The organism is Aeromicrobium sp. Leaf350 (assembly GCF_916858655.1).
Classification (GTDB): Bacteria; Actinomycetota; Actinomycetes; order Propionibacteriales; family Nocardioidaceae; genus Aeromicrobium.
Genome location: NZ_CAKASL010000002.1, coordinates 1 through 21,622 on the forward strand (window position 1 = coordinate 1; position 21,622 = coordinate 21,622).

22 protein-coding genes and 1 pseudogene are annotated in these 21,622 nt (G+C 71.0%); 11 read left to right on the plus strand and 12 right to left on the minus strand.

What is annotated here, in order from left to right:
* The coding region (locus LO931_RS08835) for a cutinase family protein (protein ID WP_229053123.1) at nucleotides 1-1,515 on the plus strand (1,515 nt) is incomplete at its 5' end.
* A gap of 127 nt (nucleotides 1,516-1,642) precedes the next feature.
* Here LO931_RS08835 and LO931_RS08840 read toward each other — a convergent pair.
* Complete coding sequence (locus LO931_RS08840) at nucleotides 1,643-3,931, minus strand: MMPL family transporter (RefSeq protein ID WP_229053125.1); 2,289 nt, start codon at nucleotides 3,929-3,931, stop codon at nucleotides 1,643-1,645.
* Between the two features lie 147 nt (nucleotides 3,932-4,078).
* On the opposite strand from LO931_RS08840, the gene LO931_RS08845 reads away from it, so the two are divergent.
* The 6 genes from LO931_RS08845 to LO931_RS08870 all read left to right on the plus strand — a co-directional run bounded on the left by LO931_RS08845 (nucleotide 4,079) and on the right by LO931_RS08870 (nucleotide 7,899).
* Nucleotides 4,079-5,437 carry a folylpolyglutamate synthase/dihydrofolate synthase family protein gene (locus tag LO931_RS08845; RefSeq protein ID WP_229053131.1) on the plus strand — a complete coding sequence of 453 codons (1,359 nt, stop codon included), beginning with the start codon at nucleotides 4,079-4,081 and terminating at the stop codon, nucleotides 5,435-5,437.
* Nucleotides 5,434-5,811 carry a DUF4233 domain-containing protein gene (locus LO931_RS08850; protein WP_229053133.1) on the plus strand — a complete coding sequence of 126 codons (378 nt, stop codon included), beginning with the start codon at nucleotides 5,434-5,436 and terminating at the stop codon, nucleotides 5,809-5,811. The genes LO931_RS08845 and LO931_RS08850 overlap by 4 nt, the downstream gene beginning before the upstream one ends.
* A gap of 83 nt (nucleotides 5,812-5,894) precedes the next feature.
* Nucleotides 5,895-6,104: a hypothetical protein gene (locus LO931_RS08855; RefSeq protein ID WP_229053135.1), complete on the plus strand. Its 210-nt coding sequence runs from the start codon at nucleotides 5,895-5,897 to the stop codon at nucleotides 6,102-6,104.
* A gap of 15 nt (nucleotides 6,105-6,119) precedes the next feature.
* Nucleotides 6,120-6,341, plus strand: coding sequence for a hypothetical protein (locus LO931_RS08860; protein ID WP_229053137.1), 222 nt, complete (start codon nucleotides 6,120-6,122; stop codon nucleotides 6,339-6,341).
* A gap of 78 nt (nucleotides 6,342-6,419) precedes the next feature.
* Nucleotides 6,420-7,034, plus strand: a complete 615-nt coding sequence (locus LO931_RS08865; protein WP_229053139.1) for a metallophosphoesterase — start codon at nucleotides 6,420-6,422, stop codon at nucleotides 7,032-7,034.
* Between the two features lies 1 nt (nucleotide 7,035).
* Nucleotides 7,036-7,899 carry a ParB N-terminal domain-containing protein gene (locus LO931_RS08870; RefSeq protein ID WP_229053142.1) on the plus strand — a complete coding sequence of 288 codons (864 nt, stop codon included), beginning with the start codon at nucleotides 7,036-7,038 and terminating at the stop codon, nucleotides 7,897-7,899.
* Between the two features lie 25 nt (nucleotides 7,900-7,924).
* Here the strand turns inward: LO931_RS08870 and LO931_RS08875 are convergent, their stop codons facing one another.
* The 5 genes from LO931_RS08875 to LO931_RS08895 all read right to left on the minus strand — a co-directional run bounded on the left by LO931_RS08875 (nucleotide 7,925) and on the right by LO931_RS08895 (nucleotide 14,039).
* The gene (locus LO931_RS08875) at nucleotides 7,925-9,088 is read right to left on the minus strand and encodes an ABC transporter ATP-binding protein (RefSeq protein WP_229053144.1); all 1,164 of its coding nucleotides are present in this window, start codon (nucleotides 9,086-9,088) and stop codon (nucleotides 7,925-7,927) included.
* A 3-nt stretch (nucleotides 9,089-9,091) separates the two neighbouring features.
* Entirely contained in the window at nucleotides 9,092-9,952 is an 861-nt protein-coding gene (locus tag LO931_RS08880) for a carbohydrate ABC transporter permease (protein ID WP_304523505.1), read from the minus strand.
* 1 nt (nucleotide 9,953) lies between these two features.
* Entirely contained in the window at nucleotides 9,954-10,892 is a 939-nt protein-coding gene (locus LO931_RS08885) for a carbohydrate ABC transporter permease (RefSeq protein ID WP_229054270.1), read from the minus strand.
* Between the two features lie 5 nt (nucleotides 10,893-10,897).
* A complete protein-coding gene (locus LO931_RS08890) occupies nucleotides 10,898-12,220 on the minus strand; it encodes an extracellular solute-binding protein (RefSeq protein ID WP_229053146.1) in 1,323 nt (440 codons plus the stop codon).
* 130 nt (nucleotides 12,221-12,350) lie between these two features.
* A complete protein-coding gene (locus LO931_RS08895; protein WP_229053148.1) occupies nucleotides 12,351-14,039 on the minus strand; it encodes a glycoside hydrolase family 13 protein in 1,689 nt (562 codons plus the stop codon).
* 19 nt (nucleotides 14,040-14,058) lie between these two features.
* Between LO931_RS08895 and ndk the strand changes: the two genes are divergently transcribed.
* Entirely contained in the window at nucleotides 14,059-14,466 is a 408-nt protein-coding gene (gene ndk / locus LO931_RS08900) for a nucleoside-diphosphate kinase (protein ID WP_229053149.1), read from the plus strand.
* Nucleotides 14,467-14,516: 50 nt separating this feature from the next.
* Here ndk and LO931_RS17630 read toward each other — a convergent pair.
* From LO931_RS17630 to LO931_RS08910, 3 genes and pseudogenes are all read right to left on the minus strand, one after another.
* Nucleotides 14,517-15,038 (minus strand): annotated as a pseudogene (locus tag LO931_RS17630) (GPP34 family phosphoprotein); the annotation flags it as partial.
* A 13-nt stretch (nucleotides 15,039-15,051) separates the two neighbouring features.
* Nucleotides 15,052-15,654, minus strand: a complete 603-nt coding sequence (locus LO931_RS08905) for a DNA-binding response regulator (protein ID WP_229053151.1) — start codon at nucleotides 15,652-15,654, stop codon at nucleotides 15,052-15,054.
* Nucleotides 15,651-16,814 carry a sensor histidine kinase gene (locus tag LO931_RS08910; RefSeq protein ID WP_229053153.1) on the minus strand — a complete coding sequence of 388 codons (1,164 nt, stop codon included), beginning with the start codon at nucleotides 16,812-16,814 and terminating at the stop codon, nucleotides 15,651-15,653. The genes LO931_RS08905 and LO931_RS08910 overlap by 4 nt, the downstream gene beginning before the upstream one ends.
* 139 nt (nucleotides 16,815-16,953) lie before the next feature.
* On the opposite strand from LO931_RS08910, the gene LO931_RS08915 reads away from it, so the two are divergent.
* On the plus strand, nucleotides 16,954-17,844 hold the full coding sequence (locus tag LO931_RS08915; RefSeq protein ID WP_229053155.1) for an ABC transporter ATP-binding protein: 891 nt from the start codon (nucleotides 16,954-16,956) through the stop codon (nucleotides 17,842-17,844).
* A gap of 47 nt (nucleotides 17,845-17,891) precedes the next feature.
* Nucleotides 17,892-18,611, plus strand: a complete 720-nt coding sequence (locus tag LO931_RS08920; protein WP_229053157.1) for an ABC transporter permease — start codon at nucleotides 17,892-17,894, stop codon at nucleotides 18,609-18,611.
* Between the two features lie 39 nt (nucleotides 18,612-18,650).
* Here LO931_RS08920 and LO931_RS08925 read toward each other — a convergent pair whose 3' ends face one another.
* Together LO931_RS08925 and LO931_RS08930 are read right to left on the minus strand one after the other, a co-directional pair.
* A complete protein-coding gene (locus tag LO931_RS08925) occupies nucleotides 18,651-19,877 on the minus strand; it encodes an MFS transporter (RefSeq protein WP_229053159.1) in 1,227 nt (408 codons plus the stop codon).
* A complete protein-coding gene (locus LO931_RS08930; protein WP_229053161.1) occupies nucleotides 19,874-20,401 on the minus strand; it encodes a helix-turn-helix transcriptional regulator in 528 nt (175 codons plus the stop codon). The genes LO931_RS08925 and LO931_RS08930 overlap by 4 nt, the downstream gene beginning before the upstream one ends.
* Before the next feature lie 59 nt (nucleotides 20,402-20,460).
* On the opposite strand from LO931_RS08930, the gene LO931_RS08935 reads away from it, so the two are divergent.
* Nucleotides 20,461-20,931, plus strand: a complete 471-nt coding sequence (locus LO931_RS08935) for an aminoacyl-tRNA deacylase (RefSeq protein ID WP_229053163.1) — start codon at nucleotides 20,461-20,463, stop codon at nucleotides 20,929-20,931.
* Nucleotides 20,932-20,959: 28 nt separating this feature from the next.
* Here the strand turns inward: LO931_RS08935 and LO931_RS08940 are convergent, their stop codons facing one another.
* Nucleotides 20,960-21,601 (minus strand): hypothetical protein, encoded by a 642-nt coding sequence (locus LO931_RS08940; protein ID WP_229053164.1) that lies wholly within the window; start codon nucleotides 21,599-21,601, stop codon nucleotides 20,960-20,962.
* Nucleotides 21,602-21,622: the final 21 nt, after the last annotated feature.

Sequence of the window (21,622 nt, forward strand, 5' to 3'; positions counted from 1 at the left end):
GCGGGGCCGGTGGCGGTGCGGGTCACGACCTCGGCCGGCACCAGCGCCGTGGTGAGCACCTCGACCTTCACCTACACCGCCGTCGCGCCTGCGGTTCCCTCGGTGCAGGACGTCAGCGGCACGATCGCCGCCGACACGACGTGGGGTCCTGACCGAGCGAAGGTCTACCGGGTCACGGGGGACGTCACCGTGGCTGCCGGCGCGACGCTCACGCTGCTGCCCGGCACCGTGGTGAAGCTGGGATCGGGACGCACGATCGTCGTCGACGGCACCCTCGCCGCCCCAGGGACCGCTGCCTCACCCGTGGCGATCACCTCCGACCGTGATGACGGCGCGGCCGGCGACACCAACGGCGACGGCACCGCCACGGCAGCGGGAGCAGGTGACCATCTCGGTCTGAGCGTGCGGTCGACCGGCGCCCTGGCGCTGCAGCACACGCGGGTGGCCTTCGCCGACACCGCGATCACCGCAACGGGCACCACGGGCGCCCTCCCGGTCCTCGACCTCACGACGACGGCGATCTCCGGGTCGACACAGTGCATCCGAGCCGTCGGACCGGTCGACGGCTCGTTCTCGGGGTCGGTGAGGGACTGCCAGGTCGGCATCTCGTCCGACTTCGCCTTCGACGCCCGCGGCGTCGACTGGGGCTCGACCAGCGGGCCCGCTCCGTACGGCACCGGCATCGCGGTCGAAGGTCTGAGCGTGCGCGTGATCCCGTGGTCGGGGTACACGGCGCCGGCACGGCCCGCGCTCGCCGCTCCCCAGGCCACCCCGGCGGCCACGACGTGCGCCGACGTCGTCTTCCTGGGAGCGCGGGGGTCGGGAGAGCTGCCGGACAGCCCGGACCCGACCGTGCCCCCGCTGTTCGACTCCGATGCCAGCGGATTCGGCCCCTACAACTACGTCGCCGCGACGAAGATCGCCGAGGAGCTGGCCGTCTCACGTCCGTCGACGACGGTGAGCTACCTCGCCGTGCAGTACCTGGCCCTGCGGGCCCCGTCGTACGACCCGCGCGTGGGCTACGAGGCCTACCTGGCGAGCGTCTACGACGGCGTCGACAAGCTGGGCCAGCTTTTCGCGACCGAGTCCGCTCGGTGCCCGGACTCCTCGTTCGTCCTGCTCGGGACCTCGCAAGGTGCGCTCGTCATCGACCTGGTGCTGGACTCGTTGACCCGGGTCGAGCAGCAGGACCGCATCGCCGGGGTGGTCCTGCTGGCGAACCCCGGACGCACGGTCGGCGCGCCCGGGACCCTGTGGGAGACCTCGGACCAGCCTGCCGGGCCCGGGGTGGCGGACGTCGACGGCATCTGGCGGGACTTCTCGCCCGAGATCGACACCCCGCTCCCGTCGTGGGCGGCCTCGCGGACCATCTCCTTGTGTCACCAGGACGACGTCGTCTGCGCCTTCCGGCCGGGCGCCTCGGTCGACCCCCACTCGAGCTACACGCTCGCGGAGATGCACTCGCTCGCCCTCTGGCAGGCGAGCCGGATCGCCGCCGCGCTCCCTCCCGCCTGACCTCCCCCGGATTCCCACGAGACCGTCGAAAACTTCCTGGGTGAACCCAGAAATCCCGCATCGAGCACACGAAGCTTTGTGCGCTCGATGCGGGATTCGAGCGGTCTCGTGGGAAACCGCGGGCGGGTCAGGCCTTGTGCTCGGGGGCGGCCTCGGCGTGCTCGGCGTCGACGGGATCGGCGGGGTGGGCCGGGTCGGCCACGTGGTTCGAGCCGTCGGTGCGCCACAGGTGGCTGGGCCACCACATCCAGCGTCCGACGTCGAGCGTCAGCGCCGTCACGAGCACGGACCGCACGATGATCGTGTCGAGCAGGACGCCGAGGGCCACGACGAAGCCGAGCTGGGCGAGGAACACGATCGGCAGGGTGGCGAGCGCCGAGAACGTGCCGGCGAGCACCAGCCCGGCTGACGTGATGACGCCACCCGTGGCCGCGAGCCCGATCAGCGCCCCGCGGCGCGTGCCGACCTTGATCGACTCCTCCCGGACCCGGGTCATGAGGAAGATGTTGTAGTCGATGCCCAGGGCCACGAGGAACACGAAGGCGAACAGCGGGAACGACGTGTCGGTGCCGGCGAAGTCGAGGACGTGCTGGAACACCAGGGCGCTGATGCCGAGTGCGGCCCCGAAGGAGAGCACCACGGTGGCCAGCAGGATCAGCGGCGCCATGATCGAGCGCAGCAGGACGCCCAGCACCAGCAGCACGACGACCAGGATCAGAGGGATGATCAGCCGGTTGTCGGCGGCCGAGGCCTCGCGGATGTCGAGGCTGATCGCCGAGATGCCCCCGACCTGCGCGTCGGCACCGTCGACGGCGTGCACCGCGTCGCGGGCCCGGTCGACCGTCTCGTAGGCGGCATCGGTGTCGGACGCCGAGGCGAGCGTGCGCTCGAAGTACACGACGTCGCCGTCGACGAGGCCGGAGGCGCTCTCCGGCGCACCCGCAGGAGCGGCGTCGGAGATCGGCTCGATCCCGTCGACGCCGTCGAGGGCCTCGGCGACCTCAGCCGCGTCGGCGGAGCTCGCCACGACCTGCAGGGGCGAGCCCTCGCCGGCCGGGAAGTGCTCGGCGATGACCTCGTCGGCGACGATCGAGGGCTGCTCGGTCGTGAAGGTGTCGGCGTTCGCGAGCACCCCGGAGTTCAGCTGGAACATGCCGAAGCAGGCCAGGCCGAGCAGAGCCGAGGTGGTCACCCACACGGCACGGGGACGCTTGGCGACCTTCGTGCCGACCCGGCCCCACAGGCCGGAGCCCTCCTCCCGGGTGTCACCGAAGCGCGGGATGAACGGCCAGAACACCCAGCGACCGAAGATCACGAGCAGGAGGGGCAGGACGATCAGCATCACGAGCAGCGCGACGACGATGCCGGCCGCCGTGACGGGCCCGAGGCCGGCGGTGGAGTTCATCTGCGCGAAGCTCAGGCAGAGCAGTCCGATCACGACGGTGAGGCCGCTCGCGACGATCGCGGGCGCCGCACGACGCAGGGCGTGGCTCATCGCGTCGAGGCGGTGCTCGAAGTTGCGCAGCTCCTCGCGGTAGCGGGCAACGAGCAGCAGGGCGTAGTCGATGCCGGCGCCCAGCACGAGCACCGCAAGGATGCCGGCGCTCTGGCCGTTCACCGTGAGGTCGGCGTACCGCGCCAGCAGGTACACGACCCCCTCGGCGGCGCCGACGCTCAGGACGCCGCAGAGCAACGGGATCAGCCACAGGAACGGACTGCGGTAGGTGAGCAGGAGCATCACGACGACCACGCCCAGGGCGGCCAGCAGCAGGATGCCGTCGATGCCGGCGAACGCCGTGGCCTGGTCGGCCCCGAAGGCCAGCGGCCCGCCCACGTAGCCCTCGAGGCCGCCGGTCGCGTGCGACTCGACGATCTCGCGCATCTCGTCGATCGCGTCGGGCAGCTCCTCGAAACCGGCGGTGTCGTCGATGCGGTAGGTCACGATGAGCTGGAGGGCCTTGCCGTCGTCGGACGTCAGGCGTTGCAGGAGGTCGTCGGAGATCCCGCTGGCGGGGGCGGTGGTGAGCGTCTGGAAGTCCGCCGGCGTGAGGTTGGCGAAGGCCGGCGAGACGATGTCGCCCACGACGTTCTCGTCGAAGTCCTGCAGCTCGGCCTGGGCGTCGCGCACGGCCACGACGTCGTCGGCCGTGATGCCGCTGTCGCGCACGAACGCCACGATCGCGGGGGACTCGTCGTCGTTGGAGAACCCGGCGGTGCGCTCGATGACCTGCGTCGACTCGGCGTCGCCGGGCAGCCAGCTCGCGATGTCGTTGTCCTGGACGCCGCCCAGCTTGCCGGCGAGCGAGGCGAAGCTGCCGAGCACGGCGAACGCCAGGACGAGGCTCACCACGACGGCGATCCAGGTGCGGCGCCGCGAGGTCGTCGGGCTGTCGGAGGTGGTGGGGGAGCTGGTCATGGAGGATCCTTGTCGGCACGCTGCACGCCCACGGCGGTGCAGGTCGGAATCATCATGGCGGTCCGGACCGACCGTTGGCGATGGGTGTTTTCCCTGAGGCGTCCCTGAGGGCCGGACACCCTGGCCCCGGCTGCGATACTGAGGGCGATGAGACCTACTTTCGCCGAAGTCGAGTACGCCCTCCTCGGGCGCTGGCCCGAGACGCGCCTCGAGCCGTCCCTCGACCGCATCGCCGCGCTGTGCCGCCTGGTCGGCGACCCCCAGCAGTCCTACCGGATCGTCCACCTGACCGGCACCAACGGCAAGACCTCCACGAGCCGCATGATCGACGCGCTGCTGCAGGCGCTCGAGCTGCGCACGGGACGGTTCACGAGCCCGCACCTGCAGTCGATGACCGAGCGCATCAGCCTCGACGGCGAGCCGTTGACGGAGGAGCAGTTCGTCGATGCCTTCTCCGACGTCGCCGCCTACGCCCAGATCGTCGACGACTCCCAGCCGCACCCCCTGTCGTTCTTCGAGATGACGGTCGGCATGGCCTACGCGGCCTTCGCCGACGCGCCCGTCGACGTCGCGATCGTGGAGGTCGGCATGGGCGGGGCGTGGGACGCCACGAACGTCGCCGACGCCGACGTCGCGGTCGTGCTGCCGATCGCGGTCGACCACGCGTCGTACCTGGGCGACACACCCGAGGACATCGCGCAGGAGAAGGTCGGCATCATCAAGCCGGGCTCCCGAGTGGTCGTCGCCGAGCAGGAGGACGCGGTGCTCGACATCATCGGGCACCGAGCGGCCGAGGTGGGTGCCACGCTCGTGCGTGAGGGCGTCGACTTCGGGGTCGCGGCCCGCCTCGCCGCCCTGGGCGGTCAGCAGATCGACCTGCAGGGCCTCTCAGGCCTGTACGAGGACATCTTCCTGCCGCTCCACGGCGCACACCAGGCCCGCAACGCCGCTGTGGCGCTCGCCGCCGTCGAGTCGCTGCTGGGTGCTCGCGAGCTCGACGCCGAGATCGTCCGCACGGCGTTCGCCTCGGTCACGTCGCCCGGCCGGCTCGAGGTCGTGCGCCGGAGCCCCACGGTGCTGCTCGACGCCGCGCACAACCCGCATGGGCTCGAGGCGGCGCTCGCGGCCGTCTCGGAGGAGTTCACCTTCAGCCCGTTGATCGGAGTCGCGGCCGTGATGGCCGAGAAGGACGTCGACGAGATCGTCCGCGTGCTCGACGGGGCGGTGGCCCACCTGGTCTGCACGCAGAACTCGTCGCCTCGCTGCCTCCCGGCCGCCGAGCTGGGCGAGATCGCGCGCGACGTCCTGGGTGACGACCGCGTCACGGTGCTGCCCCAGCTCGACGACGCGCTGGTGCGGGCGATGTCGCTCGCCGAGGCGCTCGAGGGCTTCGAGGACGCGATCGGCAGCGGTGGCGTGATCGTCACGGGCTCGGTCGTGACCGTCGGCGAGGCTCGCACCCTGCTGGGCCACACGCTCGACGGACCGGTGGACGGCGACCGATGAGGGCCCGGCTGTGCGCCGCGATGCTGTGCTTCGAGGCGATCCTGCTGGGGTTGTCGGTGCCGGTCATGATCACGGTCGACGACGTCGACCGGTCGCTCGCGCTGTGGCTCGGGCTCGGCCTTTGCGTCGCGTGCCTGCTCGTCGCGGGCATGCTGCGCCGGCCCGGCGGGCTGGTGCTCGGTCACGCCCTGCAGGTCGCGGCGATCGCCCTGGGGTTCCTGACGCCCGCCATGTTCTTCGTCGGGGCGCTGTTCGCCGCTCTCTGGTTCGGCGCCTACTTCCTGGGCCGCACGATCGACGACGACCGCGCCCGCTGGACGGCCGAGGCCGAGCAGGACACTCCGGACGAGGGTCCGCTCGCCGGCGAGGTGTGACCCGCGGGGCCAACCTGCCGTTACCGTCCGCTGCATCAGGTTCTCGGGGATCGCCCTGAGACCGTGGCGCCAGGAGATCAACGATGAACTCCAGCTCTCGCGTCGTACGCAGCTACGCCTTCCAGTGGTTCGTCCTCGCCGTCCTCGCGCTCGCCTTCATCGGTGCGCGGTTGGCGATCGGGATCGACGACGCCATGAACTGGTCCCTCTGCGGTCAGCTGTTGCTCTTCACGACACTGGCCTGCTTGCTCGGCGTGATCTACCGACGCCCGCTCCCCGACGATCGCTCCTGAGCACGAGGAGGGCCCATGCACTACCCGACCCGCAGCTGGACCACGGTCCCGGGGATCATCGTCCACTGGATCGAGATGACGATCCTGACCTACGCCTACGTCTACGTGCGACACCTCGTCGGTGTCGACGACCGACCCGACTGGGAGCAGGCGGGCTCGATCGTGCTCCTCGGCACCCTCGTTCTGTTCCTCGTCTGGAACTACGGTCGCCCGAGCACTGGGAGCTCGCGCCGTTGACCCGCGGGCGACGAGCTCGGCCCTGACGGGTTCGGGACAAATACCGAATTCGTGCCTCGCGGGTCTAGTGTCGACGGCATGGTCCGGGTCCTGGCCGTCGCCGACGAGGTGGCACCCCGTGTGGACGACGTCGGGGTGCGGTCCCTGCGACCCGACCTGGTGCTCGCGGCGGGGGACCTGCCGTGGGACTACCTGGAGTTCCTCTCGTCCTGCCTCGACGTCCCGGTCGTGTTCGTGCCGGGCAACCACGACCCGGCGGTCGCCGGTCGCACCGCGTGGGGCGGCGACCCGATCGACGGGGTGCGTCCGCACGGAGGCGTCAACGCGGACGGACGCGTCGTCGAGGCGGCCGGTCTGCGCATCGCGGGGCTGGGTGGGAGCGTCCGGTACAACCGAGGGCCCAACCAGTACACGCAGCGCGAGTACGCACGCCGTGCGCGACGGCTCACGCGTCGGGCCCGCCGGTCGGGCCCCGTCGACGTCCTGCTGACGCATGCCCCGCCCCGTGGGCTCGGCGACGAGGACGACCCGACCCACGTGGGGGTCGACGCGATGCACGGCCTGCTGTCGACCCTCGAGCCGCGCTGGCACGTGCACGGGCACATCCACCCGTACGGCTTTCCCCGGCCCGACCGCCACGTCGGGCCGACGACCATCACCAACGTGGTGCCCTGGCGACTCCTGGAGGTGTGAGATGCCCCGTGAGAGCGGATCCCCGCGCGTCGACGCGGAGAGCGACTTCCTGCGAGCGCGCCGGCATCAGGTGCTCTCGGGCCTCGCGGCCCGCCTGCGGGGCGAGACCGAGGACGTCGTGCAGTCGATGTCGTTCGACGAGGTGGTCGCGGCGCTGGGGCGTCGCGGCGAGCACTACGTCGGCACCAAGGTCATCCCACTCGACGCGATCGTGGGCTCGGTCGACAAGGTCAAGGACTTCGACCGCCGGTTCCGGCCCACGTCGACCCGCAGCCGGGAGCGGTGGGAACGACTCGCCCGCGCGAGCCGCAAGGGCGAGGAGATCCCGCCGATCGACGTCTACCAGGTCGGCGACTACTACTTCGTGCAGGACGGGCACCACCGCGTCTCGGTCGCGCGCAGCCTGGGCGTGAACCTCATCGAGGCGCGGGTCACGGCCGTCGACACGCTGCTGACCCCGGTGGGCGTCGGGGCCCGCGACGAGCTGGAGCTCAAGCACTGGCGTCGCCTGATGCTGGAGCGCGTGCCGTTCACGGGGGAGGCCCGCGCTGCCGTGGCCGTCGACCACCCGGTGCAGTACGGCGAGATCGCCGAGAACGTGGAGGCCTGGGCGGCCCGGCAGATGCACGCCGAGGGCGCCTACATGGACAAGGCCACGATGGCGCGCCGGTGGTACGAGGAGGAGTTCTGCCCCGTCGTCGAGCTCATCGAGGAGGCCGGCGTGCGCGGCGCCCACGAGCGGCCCGCCGAGGCGTACCTCCGCGTCGCGTGCGAGCGGTACACGCTGATCCGCGACCACGAGTGGAGCACCGAGATCATGGCCCAGGTCAGCAAGGGCAAGAAGGCCCGCAAGCCCAAGCCCTGAGCGTCAACACCTGACCGAGACGGGGTCAGGCGTTGACGGTGAGGTTCTCGCCGGAGGACGGGTCGAACAGGTGCATCTGGTCGGTGTCGATGAACAGCGTGGTGTGCTCGCCGTCCTCGCCCTTGCTGGCCGCGTCGAGCGACACGACGAGCTGGGTGCGCAGGGACTCGCCGTCGGACTCGCGGGCCAGCTCGCGCAGCTGGTCCTGCACCTGGGGCTCGGCCTCGTACGGCACGTAGGCGTACTGCTGGTCGCCCAGCCACTCGCGGACGTCGATCGTGGCCTTGAAGGTGCGGGCCTGGTCGACCGAGTCGGCGCCGATGACCGAGACGTCCTCGAAGTGCTCGGGCCGGATGCCCGCCATCAGCAGGCCCTTGCCCTCGGTGCGCTCGGCCTTGGCCGCCGGCAGCGGGAAGGTGCCGAACGGCAGGGTGACCTGGCCGTTCTCGACCGTCGCGGGCAGGAAGTTCATGGGCGGTGAGCCGATGAACCCGGCGACGAACAGGTTGACGGGCTGCTCGTAGAGCTCGCGCGGGGTGGCGAGCTGCTGGAGGATGCCGCGCTTCATGACAGCCACGCGGTCGCCCAGGGTCATGGCCTCGGTCTGGTCGTGCGTCACGTAGACCGTGGTGATGCCGAGCTTCTTCTGCAGGCGCGCGATCTCGGTGCGCATCTGGCCACGCAGCTTCGCGTCGAGGTTCGACAGCGGCTCGTCGAACAGGAACGCGTCGGCCTCGCGCACGATCGCACGACCCATCGCGACGCGCTGACGCTGACCGCCCGAGAGGTTGGCCGGCTTGCGCTCCAGGTGCTCGTCGAGGTCGAGCGTCTTGCTCGCCTCACGCACCTTCTCGTCGATCTCCTTCTCCGGCCGCTTCTGCAGGCGCAGCGGGAACGCGATGTTCTCGTACACCGACAGGTGGGGGTAGAGGGCGTAGTTCTGGAACACCATCGACAGGTTGCGGTCGCGCGGAGCCAGGTCGTTGACCCGCTTGCCGCCGATCACCATGTCGCCGCCGGAGATGTCCTCCAGGCCGACGATCATGCGCAGCAGGGTCGACTTCCCGCAGCCCGACGGGCCGACCAGGATCAGGAACTCCCCGTCGGCGACGTCGATGCTGACGTCGTTCACGGCCGGGAAGCCGTCGCCGTACTTCTTGACGATGTTCTTCATCTCGATGGTGGCCATGGATCAACCCTTCACTGCGCCGGCGGTCAGGCCGGCGACGATCTTGCGCTGGAAGAACAGGACGAGGACGACGATGGGGACGGTGGCGACCACCGCACCCGCGGCCAGCAGCGACGCCGGCCGGTTGAACGGATCGGCACCGACGAAGAACGACAGTGCAGCGGGGATGGGGCGGGCGTTCTCGGTGGAGGTCAGCGAGATGCCGAAGACGAAGTCGTTCCACGCGAAGAAGAACGTCAGGATCGCGGCGGTGAAGACGCCCGGTGCGGCCAGCGGCACGATGACCTTGCGGAACGCCTGCCACGACGTCGCGCCGTCGACCTGCGCCGCCTGCTCCATCTCCCACGGGATCTCGCGGAAGAACGCCGAGAGCGTCCAGATCGCGAGCGGCAGCGTGAACGAGATGTACGGGATGATCAGGCCGTACCAGGTGTCGTAGAGGCCGATCGTGCGCCACATGTCGAACAGCGGGCCCACGAGCGAGACCACCGGGAACATCGCGATCACGAGCGCGGTGGTCAGGACGAACTTCTTGCCCTTGAACTCCAGGCGCGCGATCGCGTACGCCGCGAGCGTAGCGATCGCGACCGACAGGATCGTCGCGCTGAGCGAGACGACCGCGGAGTTGCGGATGGCGAGCAGGAAGTCGCCGTCCTGCAGCACCTGGCGGTAGTTGTCGAACCCGGCTCCGCCGCCGTCGGCCGGCAGGAAGCCCGGGCTGCCGTTCGTGACGGCCTGCTGCGACTTGAACGACAGCGAGACGATCCAGACGACCGGCAGCAGGCACCACCCGAGCACGAGCGCCACGCCGACGCCCATGCCCACGCGCTGGGCGCGCTCCTTGTTCTTCCCTGTCAGTGCCATGTCAGCTCTCCTGCCTGGCGTCGGCGAGATTGACCCGGAACAGCTTCACGATGACGAACGCCACCACGAGCACCGAGAGGAACAGCAGCACCGACAGGGCTGAGCCGATGCCCAGCTGGAACTGCTCGACCACCTGCCGATACGTCAGGAACGAGATGGACTCGGTGCCGTTGGCGCCGGCGGTCATCACGAAGATGTTGTCGAAGATGCGGTAGGCGTCGAGGGCGCGGAACAGCACGGCCACCATGATCGCGCCGCGCATGTTCGGCAGGATCACCTTGAACAGCCGCTGGAACCACGTGGCGCCGTCGACCTTGGCGGCCTCGATCATGTCTTCCGAGACCTGCGCGAGGCCGGCCAGCAGCAGCAGCGACATGAATGGCGTCGTCTTCCAGATCTCCGACGCCATGATCGCGATCATCGAGGAGTCGTACTGGGCGAACCAGTTGAAGTCATCGCCGATGAACGGCAGCCAGCCGTTGACGAAGCCGTTGTTGTTGGAGAAGGCGAACTGCCAGGCGAAGCCCGACACGACGGTGATGACGCCGTAGGGGATCAGGATCGAGGTGCGCACCACGCCGCGGGCGAAGATCAGGCGGTGCATCACGAGCGCGAAGGCGAAGCCGATCACGAGCTCGAAGAAGACCGTCACGACCATGATCAGCACGGTGTTGCCGGTGTCCTGCCAGAACAACGGGTCGCTCAGCGCGGTGCCGTAGTTCGAGAGCCCGACGAACTCGCGGTCGTCCGGCGCCGAGAGCGAGTAGCTGAACAGCGAGAGGTACAGCGCGCGCAGCATCGGGAAGGCGGTGACCAGCAGCATCAGCACGAGCGCAGGGGCGACGAGCTTGCGCGCCAGGTTGGTCTCGGCCCGCGACCGCTCGGACTCGACGGGCTTGGCCGCCTTCGCCCTGCCCTTGTCCTTGGTGGGCTTCGTCATCACGCTCACAGCAGCGCCTCTCCGCTCAGGACGGCCTGGAGGAACTCGGCCGACCGCTGGGGGGTGGTGTCCGGGTCGACCGAGGTCGGCGAGTGCCAGCGCGACTGGATCGCGCTCGAGATCTGGCTGTAGTACGCGCTCTGCGGACGCGGACCGCCGGTGTCGACGCTCTGGCTGAAGAGGTCGAGCAGGTCGGCCGGGTAGGCCTCCGCGAGCTCGGGGGAGTCGTAGACCGACTGGCGCGAGGGCATGAGGCCCTCGTTGACCGCGAGCGCCGTCTGGGCCTCCGGGCTCGTCACGCAGGCGGCTGCCTCCTGGGCGAACTCCAGGTTGTCGGAGTAGGCGCCGACGCCGATCGTGATGCCGCCGATGGGGGGCCGCGACTCCTCGCCGGCCTCGGTCTGCGGGTACCGCGTGTAGCCGAGGTCCTCGAGCTGGCTCTCGTCGGCCGGACCGCCCGGGTCGCCGACCTGGCCGGCGTAGTTCTGGTAGACGAAGGTCCAGTTCGTCATGAACTCGCCGGGGCCGTCCTCGGGGTACATCTGGCCGAGGCTCGTGCCCTCGTTGGAGGTCGTGAAGTCGGCCTGCGCCGCCCCGGAGTCGGCGAGCTTCTGGATGACGGCCGCGGCCGCCTTGCCGGCGTCGGAGTCGATCGTGACCTTCGCGTCACGGCCGTCCTCGACCGTGTCGGGATCGAGGATGTCGCCGCCGGCGCCCTGGATGAGGGCGTTGATCCAGACGACGTAGGCCTCGTACTTGTTGGCCTGCACGCCGACCGTGGCGTCCTGCGACGCGGCGGCGTCGATGACCTGGTCCCACGTGACGGGCTTGGTCATGTCGAGCCCGGCGGCCTCGGCCAGCGACTTGCGGTACCAAAGGAGCTGCGTGTTCGACCACTGCGGAGCGGCGACGACCTCGTCCTCCCACTGCACGGTCTGGGCCGCGCCCTCGAGCACGTCGTCGTCGAGCACCTGGTCGGCGAGGTCGCCCGTAAAGGGCTCGAGCCAACCGGCGCTGGCGAACTCCGGCACGAACACGGGATCGAGGCTCATCAGGTCGGTCGAGCTGTCGCCGGCCGCGAGGCGGCGAGCGAGCTGCGTGCGCTGGTCGGTGGCGCTGGAGGGGAGCAGCTGGATCTCGATGTCGTACTCGTCGGTGCTGCAGTCCTCGGCGAGCTGGTTCAGCGTGTCCTGGCCGTCGGGGTTGATGTACCAGTTCAGCGTCGGCTTGCCGCCGCCTCCACCGCAGGCCGTGAGCAACGTGCCGGTCAGCACGAGGCAGGCCGCGACGGCCAGTCCCCGGCGTCGTCGTGGATGACGAGCGTCCATGGTTCCCTCCCCGATTCCGCGACCGGGTGTGCTCCCCGTCACGGTCATCGCACGTTAACGCCGCCTGAAGACACCCGCAACAGCGCGGTCATCGGTGCAGGTCAGCGACTGGTCGGGGCCACGAACGGAATCAGGTACCGCTCAGCAACCACGCCGTCGTGTCGGTCGGGACGGCGCCGTCCGCAGTGAGGGGGCCCGAGACGACCGCGACCTCCAGGTGGTCCGGAACGGGGACCGGTTCGGGCCCGAGGTTGGTCAGCACGAGGGTCGGGCCCACGTCGCTCGCGATCTCGAGGGCCAGCACGTCCGGACCGTAACCGTCGGTCCAGGTGAGCGTGCCGCGACCGAGCCCCCGCTCACGCCGGAGCCGGAGCAGGGCGCGGTAGAGCTCGAGCGTCGATCCGTCCACGCCGTCCTGCCGGTCGGCCGCGAGCTCGCGGTAGGCCTCGGGCTGCGGCAGCCACGACGCACCGCTCGGGCCGAATCCGTACGACGGCAGGTCGGCCTCCCAGGGAATCGGCACCCGGCAGCCGTCACGGCCGCGGGAGGTGTGGCCGGAGCGCTCCCACGTGGGGTCCTGACGCGCCTCGTCCGGCAGCTGCGTGGCCTCGGGCAGTCCGAGCTCCTCGCCCTGGTACAGGTACGCCGACCCGGGCAGCGCCAGCATCAGCGCGGTCGCCGCGCGGGCCCGACGCAGGCCGAGGGCGGTGTCGGGCTGCGGATCGTCGGCCCCGATGCCCTCGATGCGCAGGTGTCCGGGCTGCTGGGGGTAGCCCAGGCGGGTCGCGTGGCGCACGACGTCGTGGTTCGAGAGCACCCACGTCTGCGGCGCACCGACCTCGGCCACGGCCGCCAGGCCCTCGTCGATCGAGGCGCGGAGGTCGTCGGGGAGCCACGGCGTCATGAGGAAGGCGAAGTTGAACGACTGGTGCAGCTCGTCGGGGCGCACGTACTTCGCCAGCGACTCCAGGGGCAGCACCCAGGCCTCGGCGCACAGGATCCGGTCACGGTCCTCGCCCGGAACGCCGTACTCCTCGACGAGGCGTCGCCAGCGGCGGTAGACGTCGTGCACGCCCGGCTGGTCGAACATGGGCTGCAGGGCCGTCGGCTCGTTCGCGCTGTCGAACTCCGCGGGACCGTCGGGCAGCCCCTCGGCCTTGACCAGTCCGTGGGCCACGTCGATCCGGAACCCGTCGACGCCACGGTCGAGCCAGAACCGCAGCACGTCGTCGAGCTCGTCGTGCACCTCCGGGTTGGTCCAGTCGAGGTCGGGCTGGGACGTGTCGAACAGGTGCAGGTACCACTGCCCGGGGGTGCCGTCGGACTCGGCGATGCGGGTCCAGGCGGGACCGCCGAACATGCTCTGCCAGTTGTTCGGCGGCTGGTCGCCGTGCTCGCCACGGCCCTCGCGGAAGAGGTATCGGGCGCGCTCGGGGCTGCCGGGCGGCGAGGCGAGCGCCGCCTGGAACCACACGTGTGCGTTCGAGGTGTGGTTCGGCACGATGTCGACGACGATCCGCAGCCCGAGGTCGTGGGCGCGGGCGACCAGGGCGTCGGCGTCCTCGAGGGTGCCGAAGATCGGGTCGACGTCGCGGAAGTCCGCCACGTCGTAGCCCGCGTCGTGCTGGGGCGAGGTGTAGAACGGCGAGAGCCACACGGCGTCGACGCCCAGCGCGGCCAGGTGGTCGAGGCGGGCCGTGATGCCCGGCAGGTCGCCGATCCCGTCGCCGTCCGCGTCGGCCCACGACCGCGGGTAGACCTGGTAGATCACGGCGTTACGCCACCAGGGCGTCTGGCTGCTGCTGGGGCCTCCGGACATGCCCGCTACGTTAACCGTCATGAGCCAGCGCACCCTCGTCCTCATCAAGCCCGACGCCGTCCGCCGTGGCCTGGTCGGGGAGATCCTCGGCCGCTACGAGGCCAAGGGGCTCACGATCGTGGCTCTCGAGCACCGGGCCATCGACGCCGAGATGGCCGACGCGCACTACGCCGAGCACGTCGAGCAGCCCTGGTACCCGCCGCTGCGCGAGTTCGCGGTGTCCGGTCCGCTGGTCTCGCTCGTGCTCGAGGGCGACGAGGCGATCGCCGTCGTGCGCCTGCTCAACGGCAAGACCGACGGCCGCGTGGCCGACCCGGGCACGATCCGCGGCGACCTGTCGCTCTCGAACCGCGAGAACCTGGTGCACGCCTCGGACTCCGAGGAGTCTTCCGCGCGCGAGATCGCGCTCTGGTTCCCCTCCCTCTGAGCAGAGACGCCTGACCTCAGGTCGTCGTGCTCGTCACGACCGCGACGGTGGACGCCGCTGGCCGACACCAGCGCCGCGATCGCCGCCGTCCTCGCGTCCTGCACGGGCCCGCCCTCCAGCAGGTCCGCGACCCGCCGCCGCATCACGCTCTCGTGGCGGCCGTCGGCCACCGGCAGTCGCGTGGTGGGGAACAGGCGCAGGAAGCGGCCCGACTCGCGCCGAATGAGTCCCCGTTCGACCAGGCGGTCGATGACCGGTTCGCGCAGGTTCGCCCCGATGCCGATCAGCAGCGGCATGACCCGCTGCGGCTTCTCGTCGACGGTCTCGAGGGCCTCTCGGAGGACGGGATCGCTGATCGGGTCCCCGTCGAGGGCACGCACGAGCGGCCCGTTCAGAGCACTGCGCCAGCCCTTCTCCTGCTCGTCGATCTCGACGCGGCCCCGCAGGGCGAGGTCGACCAGCACGGCCCCGCCGAGCACGTAGTGCAGCGTGCCGGCGCCGGCGATCGCCCCGGAGCTGTCGTCGAGCAGCAACAGCATGACGTCCTCGACGATCAGTGTCTCGTCCTGCATCGGAGTTCCTCTCCTAGAGCCAGTCGTGCTCGCGGGCGTAGCGCGCCGCTGCGTGCCGGGTGCTCGTCTGCGTCTTCTGCATCGCGTTCGACAGGTAGTTCCGCACGGTCCCCTCCGCGAGGTGCAGCTGCGCCGCGATCTCCGCGACCGAGTAGCCGTCGCGGGTCACGCGCAGCACGTCGAGCTCGCGGTCGGTCAAGGGGCAGTCGTCCATGACCGCCATCGCCGAGACCTCCGGGTCGATCCAGCGCTTGCCCGCGTGCAGCATCCCGACGACCGAGGCGATGTGTGCCGGCTCGGCCGACTTGCTGACGAATCCCTGGATGCCCAGGGCGAGTGCGCGGCGCAGCACGCCCGGCCGCGCGTGACGGGTGAGCATCAGGACGACCTGCTCCGGCAGCTCGCGGCGCACCTGCTCGACCGCGCCGAGGCCGTCCAGGCCCGGCATCTCGAGGTCGATCACGAGCACGTCGGGGCGGTGCTCGAGCGTCGCGCGCACCGCATCGGTGCCGTCGACCGCCTCGGCGAGCACCGTCACGTCGCCGTCGATCGGCAGGAGGGCGGCGAGCGCCTTCCGCAGCAGGACCTCGTCGTCGGCGAGCACGACGCTCGTCATCGCGCCGCCCCTGACGCCGTGGGGAACCGGGCGACGGTCGAGAACCGACCGTGCTCGACGTCGACGCGCAGCTCGCCGCCGGCGTCGGCCACGCGGTGCTGCAACGTGCCGAGGCCGCTGAGCTCGGGCACCGACGTCAGGTCCGTCCCGTCGTTCACGATCGCGATGCCCTCGGCCGACAGCGTGATCTGCACGAGGTCGGCGCGTGCGTGACGCAGCACGTTGGTCGTGGTCTCGCGCAGCACCTGGGCGAGGAGCTCGCTGACCCGGGGATCGGCGTCCTCGGCGCGCTCGACGCGCACCCGGATGCCGGCGGCCTCGAACAGGTTCTTCGCATTCTCCAGCTCGGCCGTGAGGTTGAGGCGGCGCTGCGCGTGGGCGAGCTCCTTGGTCTGCGTGATCGTGTCGCCGACGAGCTCGTACGTCTCGCGGAGCTCCTGCTCGACCTGGGCGGGATCGGTGTGGAGGAGCCGCTGGGCGAGGGCGATCTTGAGCTTCACGACGTGGAGCGTGTGGCCCTGGATGTCGTGCAGGTCGCTGGCGAAGCGGACGCGCTCGCGGGCCACGGCCAGCTCGGCCTCACGGTCCAGCGCCCACTCGAGGTCGGCGACCACGTCGTAGAACCGCTGGTTGGGGAACATGAGTCCGATGACACCGGCCGTGATGCCGGCCGGGAACAGCACGAAGGTCAGGAGGTCGGCGCGCAGGATCTCGTCCTCGAGCAGGAGACGCAGCACACCGATCCCGAGCACGTAGGAGACCGCCGCGACCGCGACCGCGAGGTGGTGGCGAGGCAGGCGCGGGATGACGTGCGACGCCACGAGCGTGAAGCCGAAGATCGCGCTGCCGGCGTCGGCGACCAGAGCGCCGTAGGCCCAGACGCCCGCCGCCACGACCACCAGCGGTACGGCCAGACGGCTCGTGAGGCGGTTGCTGATCCAGCGGACGAAGGCGGCGAGCCCGGCGAGGACCCCGGCCCCGAGCACCACGACGTCGAGCGGTCCCCGGGCGTCGAGCCCGATCGAGAGCACCCCCGCGGCCGCGATGAACGGCAGGAGCATCGTCAGGTTCAGGGAGCGCAGTCGGGCCTGGGCCCGCACGTCGTCGACCGGACCCGGCGTCCGCACCACGAGCGGGTCGCGGCGGAGCGGATCGGTCATCGGTGTCTCCCTGGTGGGGGCGGTGCGGACCCGTCCAGTATTCGGGGCCGTGCCGCCGGCCACCAGTGACGCTGCGTCATGGTCAGGTCGTGACGTCGTCCCACTGACGGCGGCGGCTCGATCTCGGTGGGATGGAGTCATGTCCACCACACCCGTCATCGACGTCCACCAGCTCAACCTCGCGTACCGCGACTTCCACGCCGTCAAGGATCTGTCCTTCCAGGTCGGTCGCGGCGAGCTCTACGCCCTGCTCGGCACCAACGGCGCGGGCAAGACCTCCACGCTCGAGATCATCGAGGGCCACCGCAGGGCCACCTCCGGCACCGTCTCGGTGCTGGGCCACAGCCCCGACGACCGCCGCGCCGTCCGCTCGCGGATGGGGATCATGCTCCAGGAGAGCGGGTTCTCGCCCGACCTCACCGTCACCGAGACGGTCGGCCTGATCGGTCGGCTCACCCGCCGCAGCGACGATGTCGGCCGCGTGATCGACATGGTCGACCTCAAGCGCAAGGCCGACACCCGCGTCTCCCAGCTCTCCGGCGGCGAGAAGCGGCGGCTCGACTTCGCGACCGCGGTCTACGGCGGCCCGGAGCTGATCTTCCTCGACGAGCCCACGACGGGCCTCGACATCCAGTCGCGCGACGACCTCTGGACCGCGGTCGACCGCCTCCGCGAGGACGGTTCCACGATCGTGCTGACGACGCACTACCTGGAGGAGGCGCAGCAGCGGGCCGACCGGATCGGCCTGATGCACCGCGGCTCGTTCCACCGCGAGGGCACCGTCGCCGAGCTGACGCAGACGCTGCCGGCCGTGATCGGCTTCCGCCTGCCGGAGGGCGCGCCTGCGCCCCCGATCCCGACGGCGTCGCAGGCCGGCGGGGCCTTCACGGTCGAGACCTTCCAGCTGCAGTCCGACCTGCGCGTGCTGCTCGACTGGGCGCACGGCCATGGTCTGGATCTCGCCGAGCTCCACGCCGGACCCACCAGCCTCGACGATGTCTTCCGCGCCATCGGCGCCGATCCCGCGTGACCGCGGCCGTCGCCCTCTCCCACCCGTCCCCGAAAGGACCCTCCGCCATGCTCTCCATCGCCCGCTCCGAGCTGATCCAGATCTTCCGCAACCGCTCCGTGCTCATCACGAGCTTCGTGATGCCGATCGCGGTCAGCGCCTACTTCGTCTACCAGCACGAGACCTTCGCCGACCTCGCGAGCCTCGGCTACATCGCGGCGATCATCGTGTTCACCGTGGGGGCGTTCGGCCTCTACACGACGACGGTCACGACGCTCGCCTCGCGTCGGCAGAACCTGTTCCTGAAGCGACTGCGCTCGACCGCAGCGGGCGACGGGAGCATCCTGACCGGCCTGGTCGTCCCGGCGGCCGTGATCGCCGCCGTGCAGATCGTCGGGATCCTCGGCGTCTTCTCGTACGTGGCCGAGACCCCCGCGAACCTGGGGCTGCTCGCGGCCGGCGTGGTCGGGACGCTCGCGATGATGCTGGGACTCGGCCTGGCGACCGCCGGGTTCACGAACTCGCCGGAGCACGCCCAGGTCACGACCCTTCCGGTCAGCCTCGGCACGATCGCCGTGGCGAGCTGGGTCGGCATCAGCGGGACCGAGGAGCTGACGTTGCTGAAGCGTCTGCTGCCGGGCGGCTCCGCGACCGAGCTCATGACCGACGCCTGGAACGGCGGCACGGCGGTGGGTGACTCGCTGCTGCTGCTCGCGCCCACCGCGGCCTGGGTCGTCGTGGCCGTCGCGCTCGCCGCTCAGTACTTCCGCTGGGAGCCTCGCCGCTGACCCCACCTCCCGCACGACGTGGTCGCTCCGACCCCGGGATCAGGCGGATCTCGGGGTCGGAGCGACCACGTCTCGTGAGGAGCGGGTGGAGGCGGCGATCATCACGGCGGCGAGGGCCATGGCCACGGCACCGGCGAGGAGGCCGCTCGAGGGCGAGGTGTGCTCGGCGAGCAGGCCCAGCAGGACGCCCCCGAGCGAGGCGGACCCGAGGAAGGCCATCGAGGTGATCGACAGGGCCGTGCCGCGGTGGGCGTCGTCGACGCGGGCGTGCACGAGCGCGTTGTACGTCGAGCCGAAACCCGTGTGCACGAGGTAGCCGAGCCAGTAACCGGCGACCAGGAGCTCCGGGCCTGCGGCGAGTGACATCGCGAGCAGGCCGAGTCCCTCGATCGTGACGAGCACGACCGCCACCGGCCGCGGTGCGCAGCGGCGGAGCACCCGGGCGGCGATCGCGGAGCCGAGGGCGGCCAGGCCCCAGGCCGCCGCAGCGACGACACCCATGCGGGCCGCGGCCTCGGCCCGGTCGCCGCTCAGCTCGGCGAGCCGCACGGGCATGAACGTCTCCAGCGCGACCACGCCGACCGCGGCGACCACCATCGCCGCCGCGAGGCCCCGGAGACCGGGCCGAGTCACGAGCGACACGCCGCCGCGCAACGCCGACGCCCAGACGGCACCGGTCGATCCCGCACGCGGGGGAGCGGCCTCCATCAGCACCGCCGCGACCACGCCCTGCACGAGCACCACCACGATCGCCAGCACGAAGGGCACCGCGAGCGTCGTGCCGGTCGACCACGGCGCCACGGCGAGCAGACCGGCCGTGAGCAGGGCGCCGGTCGCGATGGCGCCACTGATGACGCTGCCCGCCCTGGCCAGTCCCGACGGCACCTCGTGCGCGGCGCCCCGGGCGTTCTCGGCATCGACGAACCAGGCCTCGAGCGCCCCGCTGTCGAGGGCGCGGAAGGCGCCGCTGACGGCCCAGGCCAGGGCGAAGGCGAGGGTGGAGCCCGCCGTCAGGGTCAGCGTGTACCCCGCTGCGGCGACCAGGGCGGACAGCAGGAACACGGGTCTGCGCCCCCAGGAGTCGGTGAGGGCGCCGCTCGGCACCTCGAGCAGCAGCACCACGACGCCCTGGGCCGCCATCGCGACGCCCAGCTCGGCCAGGCTGAGTCCGCGCTCCAGGGGCAGCAGCGTCGCGACGGGGATGATCAGCCCCGTCGCGAACCACCGCAGGCCCAGCAGCGTGAGGAAGCGGCCGGCCAGGCTCATCGGTCACCCGGGAGCGCGAGCACGTGGAGCGCGACGGCGTGCTCGCCCTCGTGGTCCAGGTACTCGTGCACGACGTCGCTCAGGCGCTGGACGAGCTCGGCCAGGTCGGCGTCGTCCAGACGCAGGAGGTAGTCGGAGTGGCCCAGATCGGGTCGGGCGGCAGCACCAGCAGCGTCCAGGGCGGCGAGCTGGCGCGCGAGGTGCTCCTGCTGCACCCCGCGGACGACGGCCAGGGCGGAGCGCCCCTCGTCGGTCCGGGTCAGCGCCGCCGGCAGCTCGGTCAGCTGGGCCGACGCGCGCCAGCGTCGCTCGCGCCCGTCACGGGCGACGTCGTCGGTCACGAACCCGAAGCGCTCGAGCTGTCGCAAGTGGTACGACATCGAGCCGCTCGACTCGTCCAGCGTGCGGGCGAGCTCGCTCGCGGTGGCCGGGCCGTTGCGGCGCAGCTCGCCGAGCGCCGTGATCCGGATGGGGTGGGCCAGGGCCTTGAGCGTGTCGATCCCCTCGACGGTCTGCGTGCGCATGATCGCAAAGGTATCTTTGCAAAGACTTCTTGGCAATCGCTCGGCCTACGATTCGGCGTATGAGCGAGGAGCGGGCGCGGGCCGCCCTGGAGGCTGCCGGGATCGCCCACGAGATCACGCGCCACGGGCCGGTGCGCTCGCTTGCGGAGGCGGCCGAGGTGCGAGGCGTCAACGCGTCGCAGATCGTCAAGACCCTCGTCGTGCGACGGGCTGACGACGACTACCTGCTCGTGCTGGTGCCGGGGGACCGCCAGATCTCGTGGCCGAAGCTGCGCGAGCTGCTCGACGTCTCGCGGCTGTCGATGCCTCCGGCCGAGGTCGCGCTGGAGGCGACCGGCTACGAGCGCGGCACGATCACGCCGTTCGGATCGACCACGGCCTGGCCGGTCGTGGCCGACTCCCGGGTCGTCGGCACGATCTCGCTGGGCGGTGGCGCGCACGGGGTGGCCGCCACGGTGGACGCTGCTGACGTCATCCGCGCGCTCGACGCTCGCGTCGCCGACGTGACGGAGCCACTTCCGCAGAGGTGAGTCCGACGCGGTGACCGGGAGGCGGGAGTCAGTCGAGCGGGGGAGCGGCGACGGAGCCGAGCACGCCGTGGTACTTCCCGCGGACGTCCTCGGGCAGCCAGACCACGTCGTGGTCCTTCGCGGCGAGCGTGACGTCGCCCTCGAGACTGACCCAGTCAAGCGCCTGGCGCGGGGCGTCGCGCAGCTTGGGGTCGGTGTGCTCGGGCTCGAGCTCGATCAGCGTGACGCGGACCTGCATCTCGGCCTCGTTGGCGTTGGCGACGCCCACACCCCAGAAGTCCTTCGGGTTCGCCGTCGCCTTCTTGTCGAGGTCGACCATCACGGTCGTGGGCTGCGACTCCAGGCCCAGCACCTCGATCTCGACGAGGTCGAGCACCTCGGTGTCGACGAAGCGCACCGACCGGCAGCCGGGCCCGTCGAAGCGCAGCACGTCGCGGGTCGCGGAGTTCGACGGCACGACGACCTGCCCGCGAGTGAGCCCCTGCAGCGACGTCACGTTGACCAGCGGCAGCTCGCGACCGTAGAAGTCCAACGGCCGGAACCGCAGCACCGGCACCAGGTCGTGGTCGGTGCTGTTGGTCATCGTCAGGACCTGGTCGAGGCCGCCGTCTGTGGCCTTCGCCTCGTACCGCACCGCGAGCGGCCGGGGCTTCTTCGTGAACAGACCCATGTGCCCGACTCTAGACAGTGT

Bases quoted from the DNA above. Each gene is read 5' to 3' on its own strand.
- LO931_RS08885 (WP_229054270.1), bottom strand. From the start codon at position 10,892: ATGACGAAGCCCACCAAGGACAAGGGCAGGGCGAAGGCGGCCAAGCCC.
- LO931_RS08940 (WP_229053164.1), bottom strand. From the start codon at position 21,601: ATGGGTCTGTTCACGAAGAAGCCCCGGCCGCTCGCGGTGCGGTACGAG.
- LO931_RS08925 (WP_229053159.1), bottom strand. From the start codon at position 19,877: ATGAGCCTGGCCGGCCGCTTCCTCACGCTGCTGGGCCTGCGGTGGTTC.
- LO931_RS08915 (WP_229053155.1), top strand. From the start codon at position 16,954: ATGTCCACCACACCCGTCATCGACGTCCACCAGCTCAACCTCGCGTAC.
- LO931_RS08840 (WP_229053125.1), bottom strand. From the start codon at position 3,931: ATGACCAGCTCCCCCACCACCTCCGACAGCCCGACGACCTCGCGGCGC.
- LO931_RS08920 (WP_229053157.1), top strand. From the start codon at position 17,892: ATGCTCTCCATCGCCCGCTCCGAGCTGATCCAGATCTTCCGCAACCGC.
- LO931_RS08880 (WP_304523505.1), bottom strand. From the start codon at position 9,952: ATGGCACTGACAGGGAAGAACAAGGAGCGCGCCCAGCGCGTGGGCATG.
- LO931_RS08890 (WP_229053146.1), bottom strand. From the start codon at position 12,220: ATGGACGCTCGTCATCCACGACGACGCCGGGGACTGGCCGTCGCGGCC.
- LO931_RS08855 (WP_229053135.1), top strand. From the start codon at position 5,895: ATGAACTCCAGCTCTCGCGTCGTACGCAGCTACGCCTTCCAGTGGTTC.
- LO931_RS08860 (WP_229053137.1), top strand. From the start codon at position 6,120: ATGCACTACCCGACCCGCAGCTGGACCACGGTCCCGGGGATCATCGTC.
- LO931_RS08895 (WP_229053148.1), bottom strand. From the start codon at position 14,039: ATGTCCGGAGGCCCCAGCAGCAGCCAGACGCCCTGGTGGCGTAACGCC.
- LO931_RS08865 (WP_229053139.1), top strand. From the start codon at position 6,420: ATGGTCCGGGTCCTGGCCGTCGCCGACGAGGTGGCACCCCGTGTGGAC.
- LO931_RS08930 (WP_229053161.1), bottom strand. From the start codon at position 20,401: ATGCGCACGCAGACCGTCGAGGGGATCGACACGCTCAAGGCCCTGGCC.
- LO931_RS08875 (WP_229053144.1), bottom strand. From the start codon at position 9,088: ATGGCCACCATCGAGATGAAGAACATCGTCAAGAAGTACGGCGACGGC.
- LO931_RS08905 (WP_229053151.1), bottom strand. From the start codon at position 15,654: ATGACGAGCGTCGTGCTCGCCGACGACGAGGTCCTGCTGCGGAAGGCG.
- LO931_RS08845 (WP_229053131.1), top strand. From the start codon at position 4,079: ATGAGACCTACTTTCGCCGAAGTCGAGTACGCCCTCCTCGGGCGCTGG.
- LO931_RS08870 (WP_229053142.1), top strand. From the start codon at position 7,036: ATGCCCCGTGAGAGCGGATCCCCGCGCGTCGACGCGGAGAGCGACTTC.
- LO931_RS08935 (WP_229053163.1), top strand. From the start codon at position 20,461: ATGAGCGAGGAGCGGGCGCGGGCCGCCCTGGAGGCTGCCGGGATCGCC.
- LO931_RS08850 (WP_229053133.1), top strand. From the start codon at position 5,434: ATGAGGGCCCGGCTGTGCGCCGCGATGCTGTGCTTCGAGGCGATCCTG.
- ndk (WP_229053149.1), top strand. From the start codon at position 14,059: ATGAGCCAGCGCACCCTCGTCCTCATCAAGCCCGACGCCGTCCGCCGT.
- LO931_RS08910 (WP_229053153.1), bottom strand. From the start codon at position 16,814: ATGACCGATCCGCTCCGCCGCGACCCGCTCGTGGTGCGGACGCCGGGT.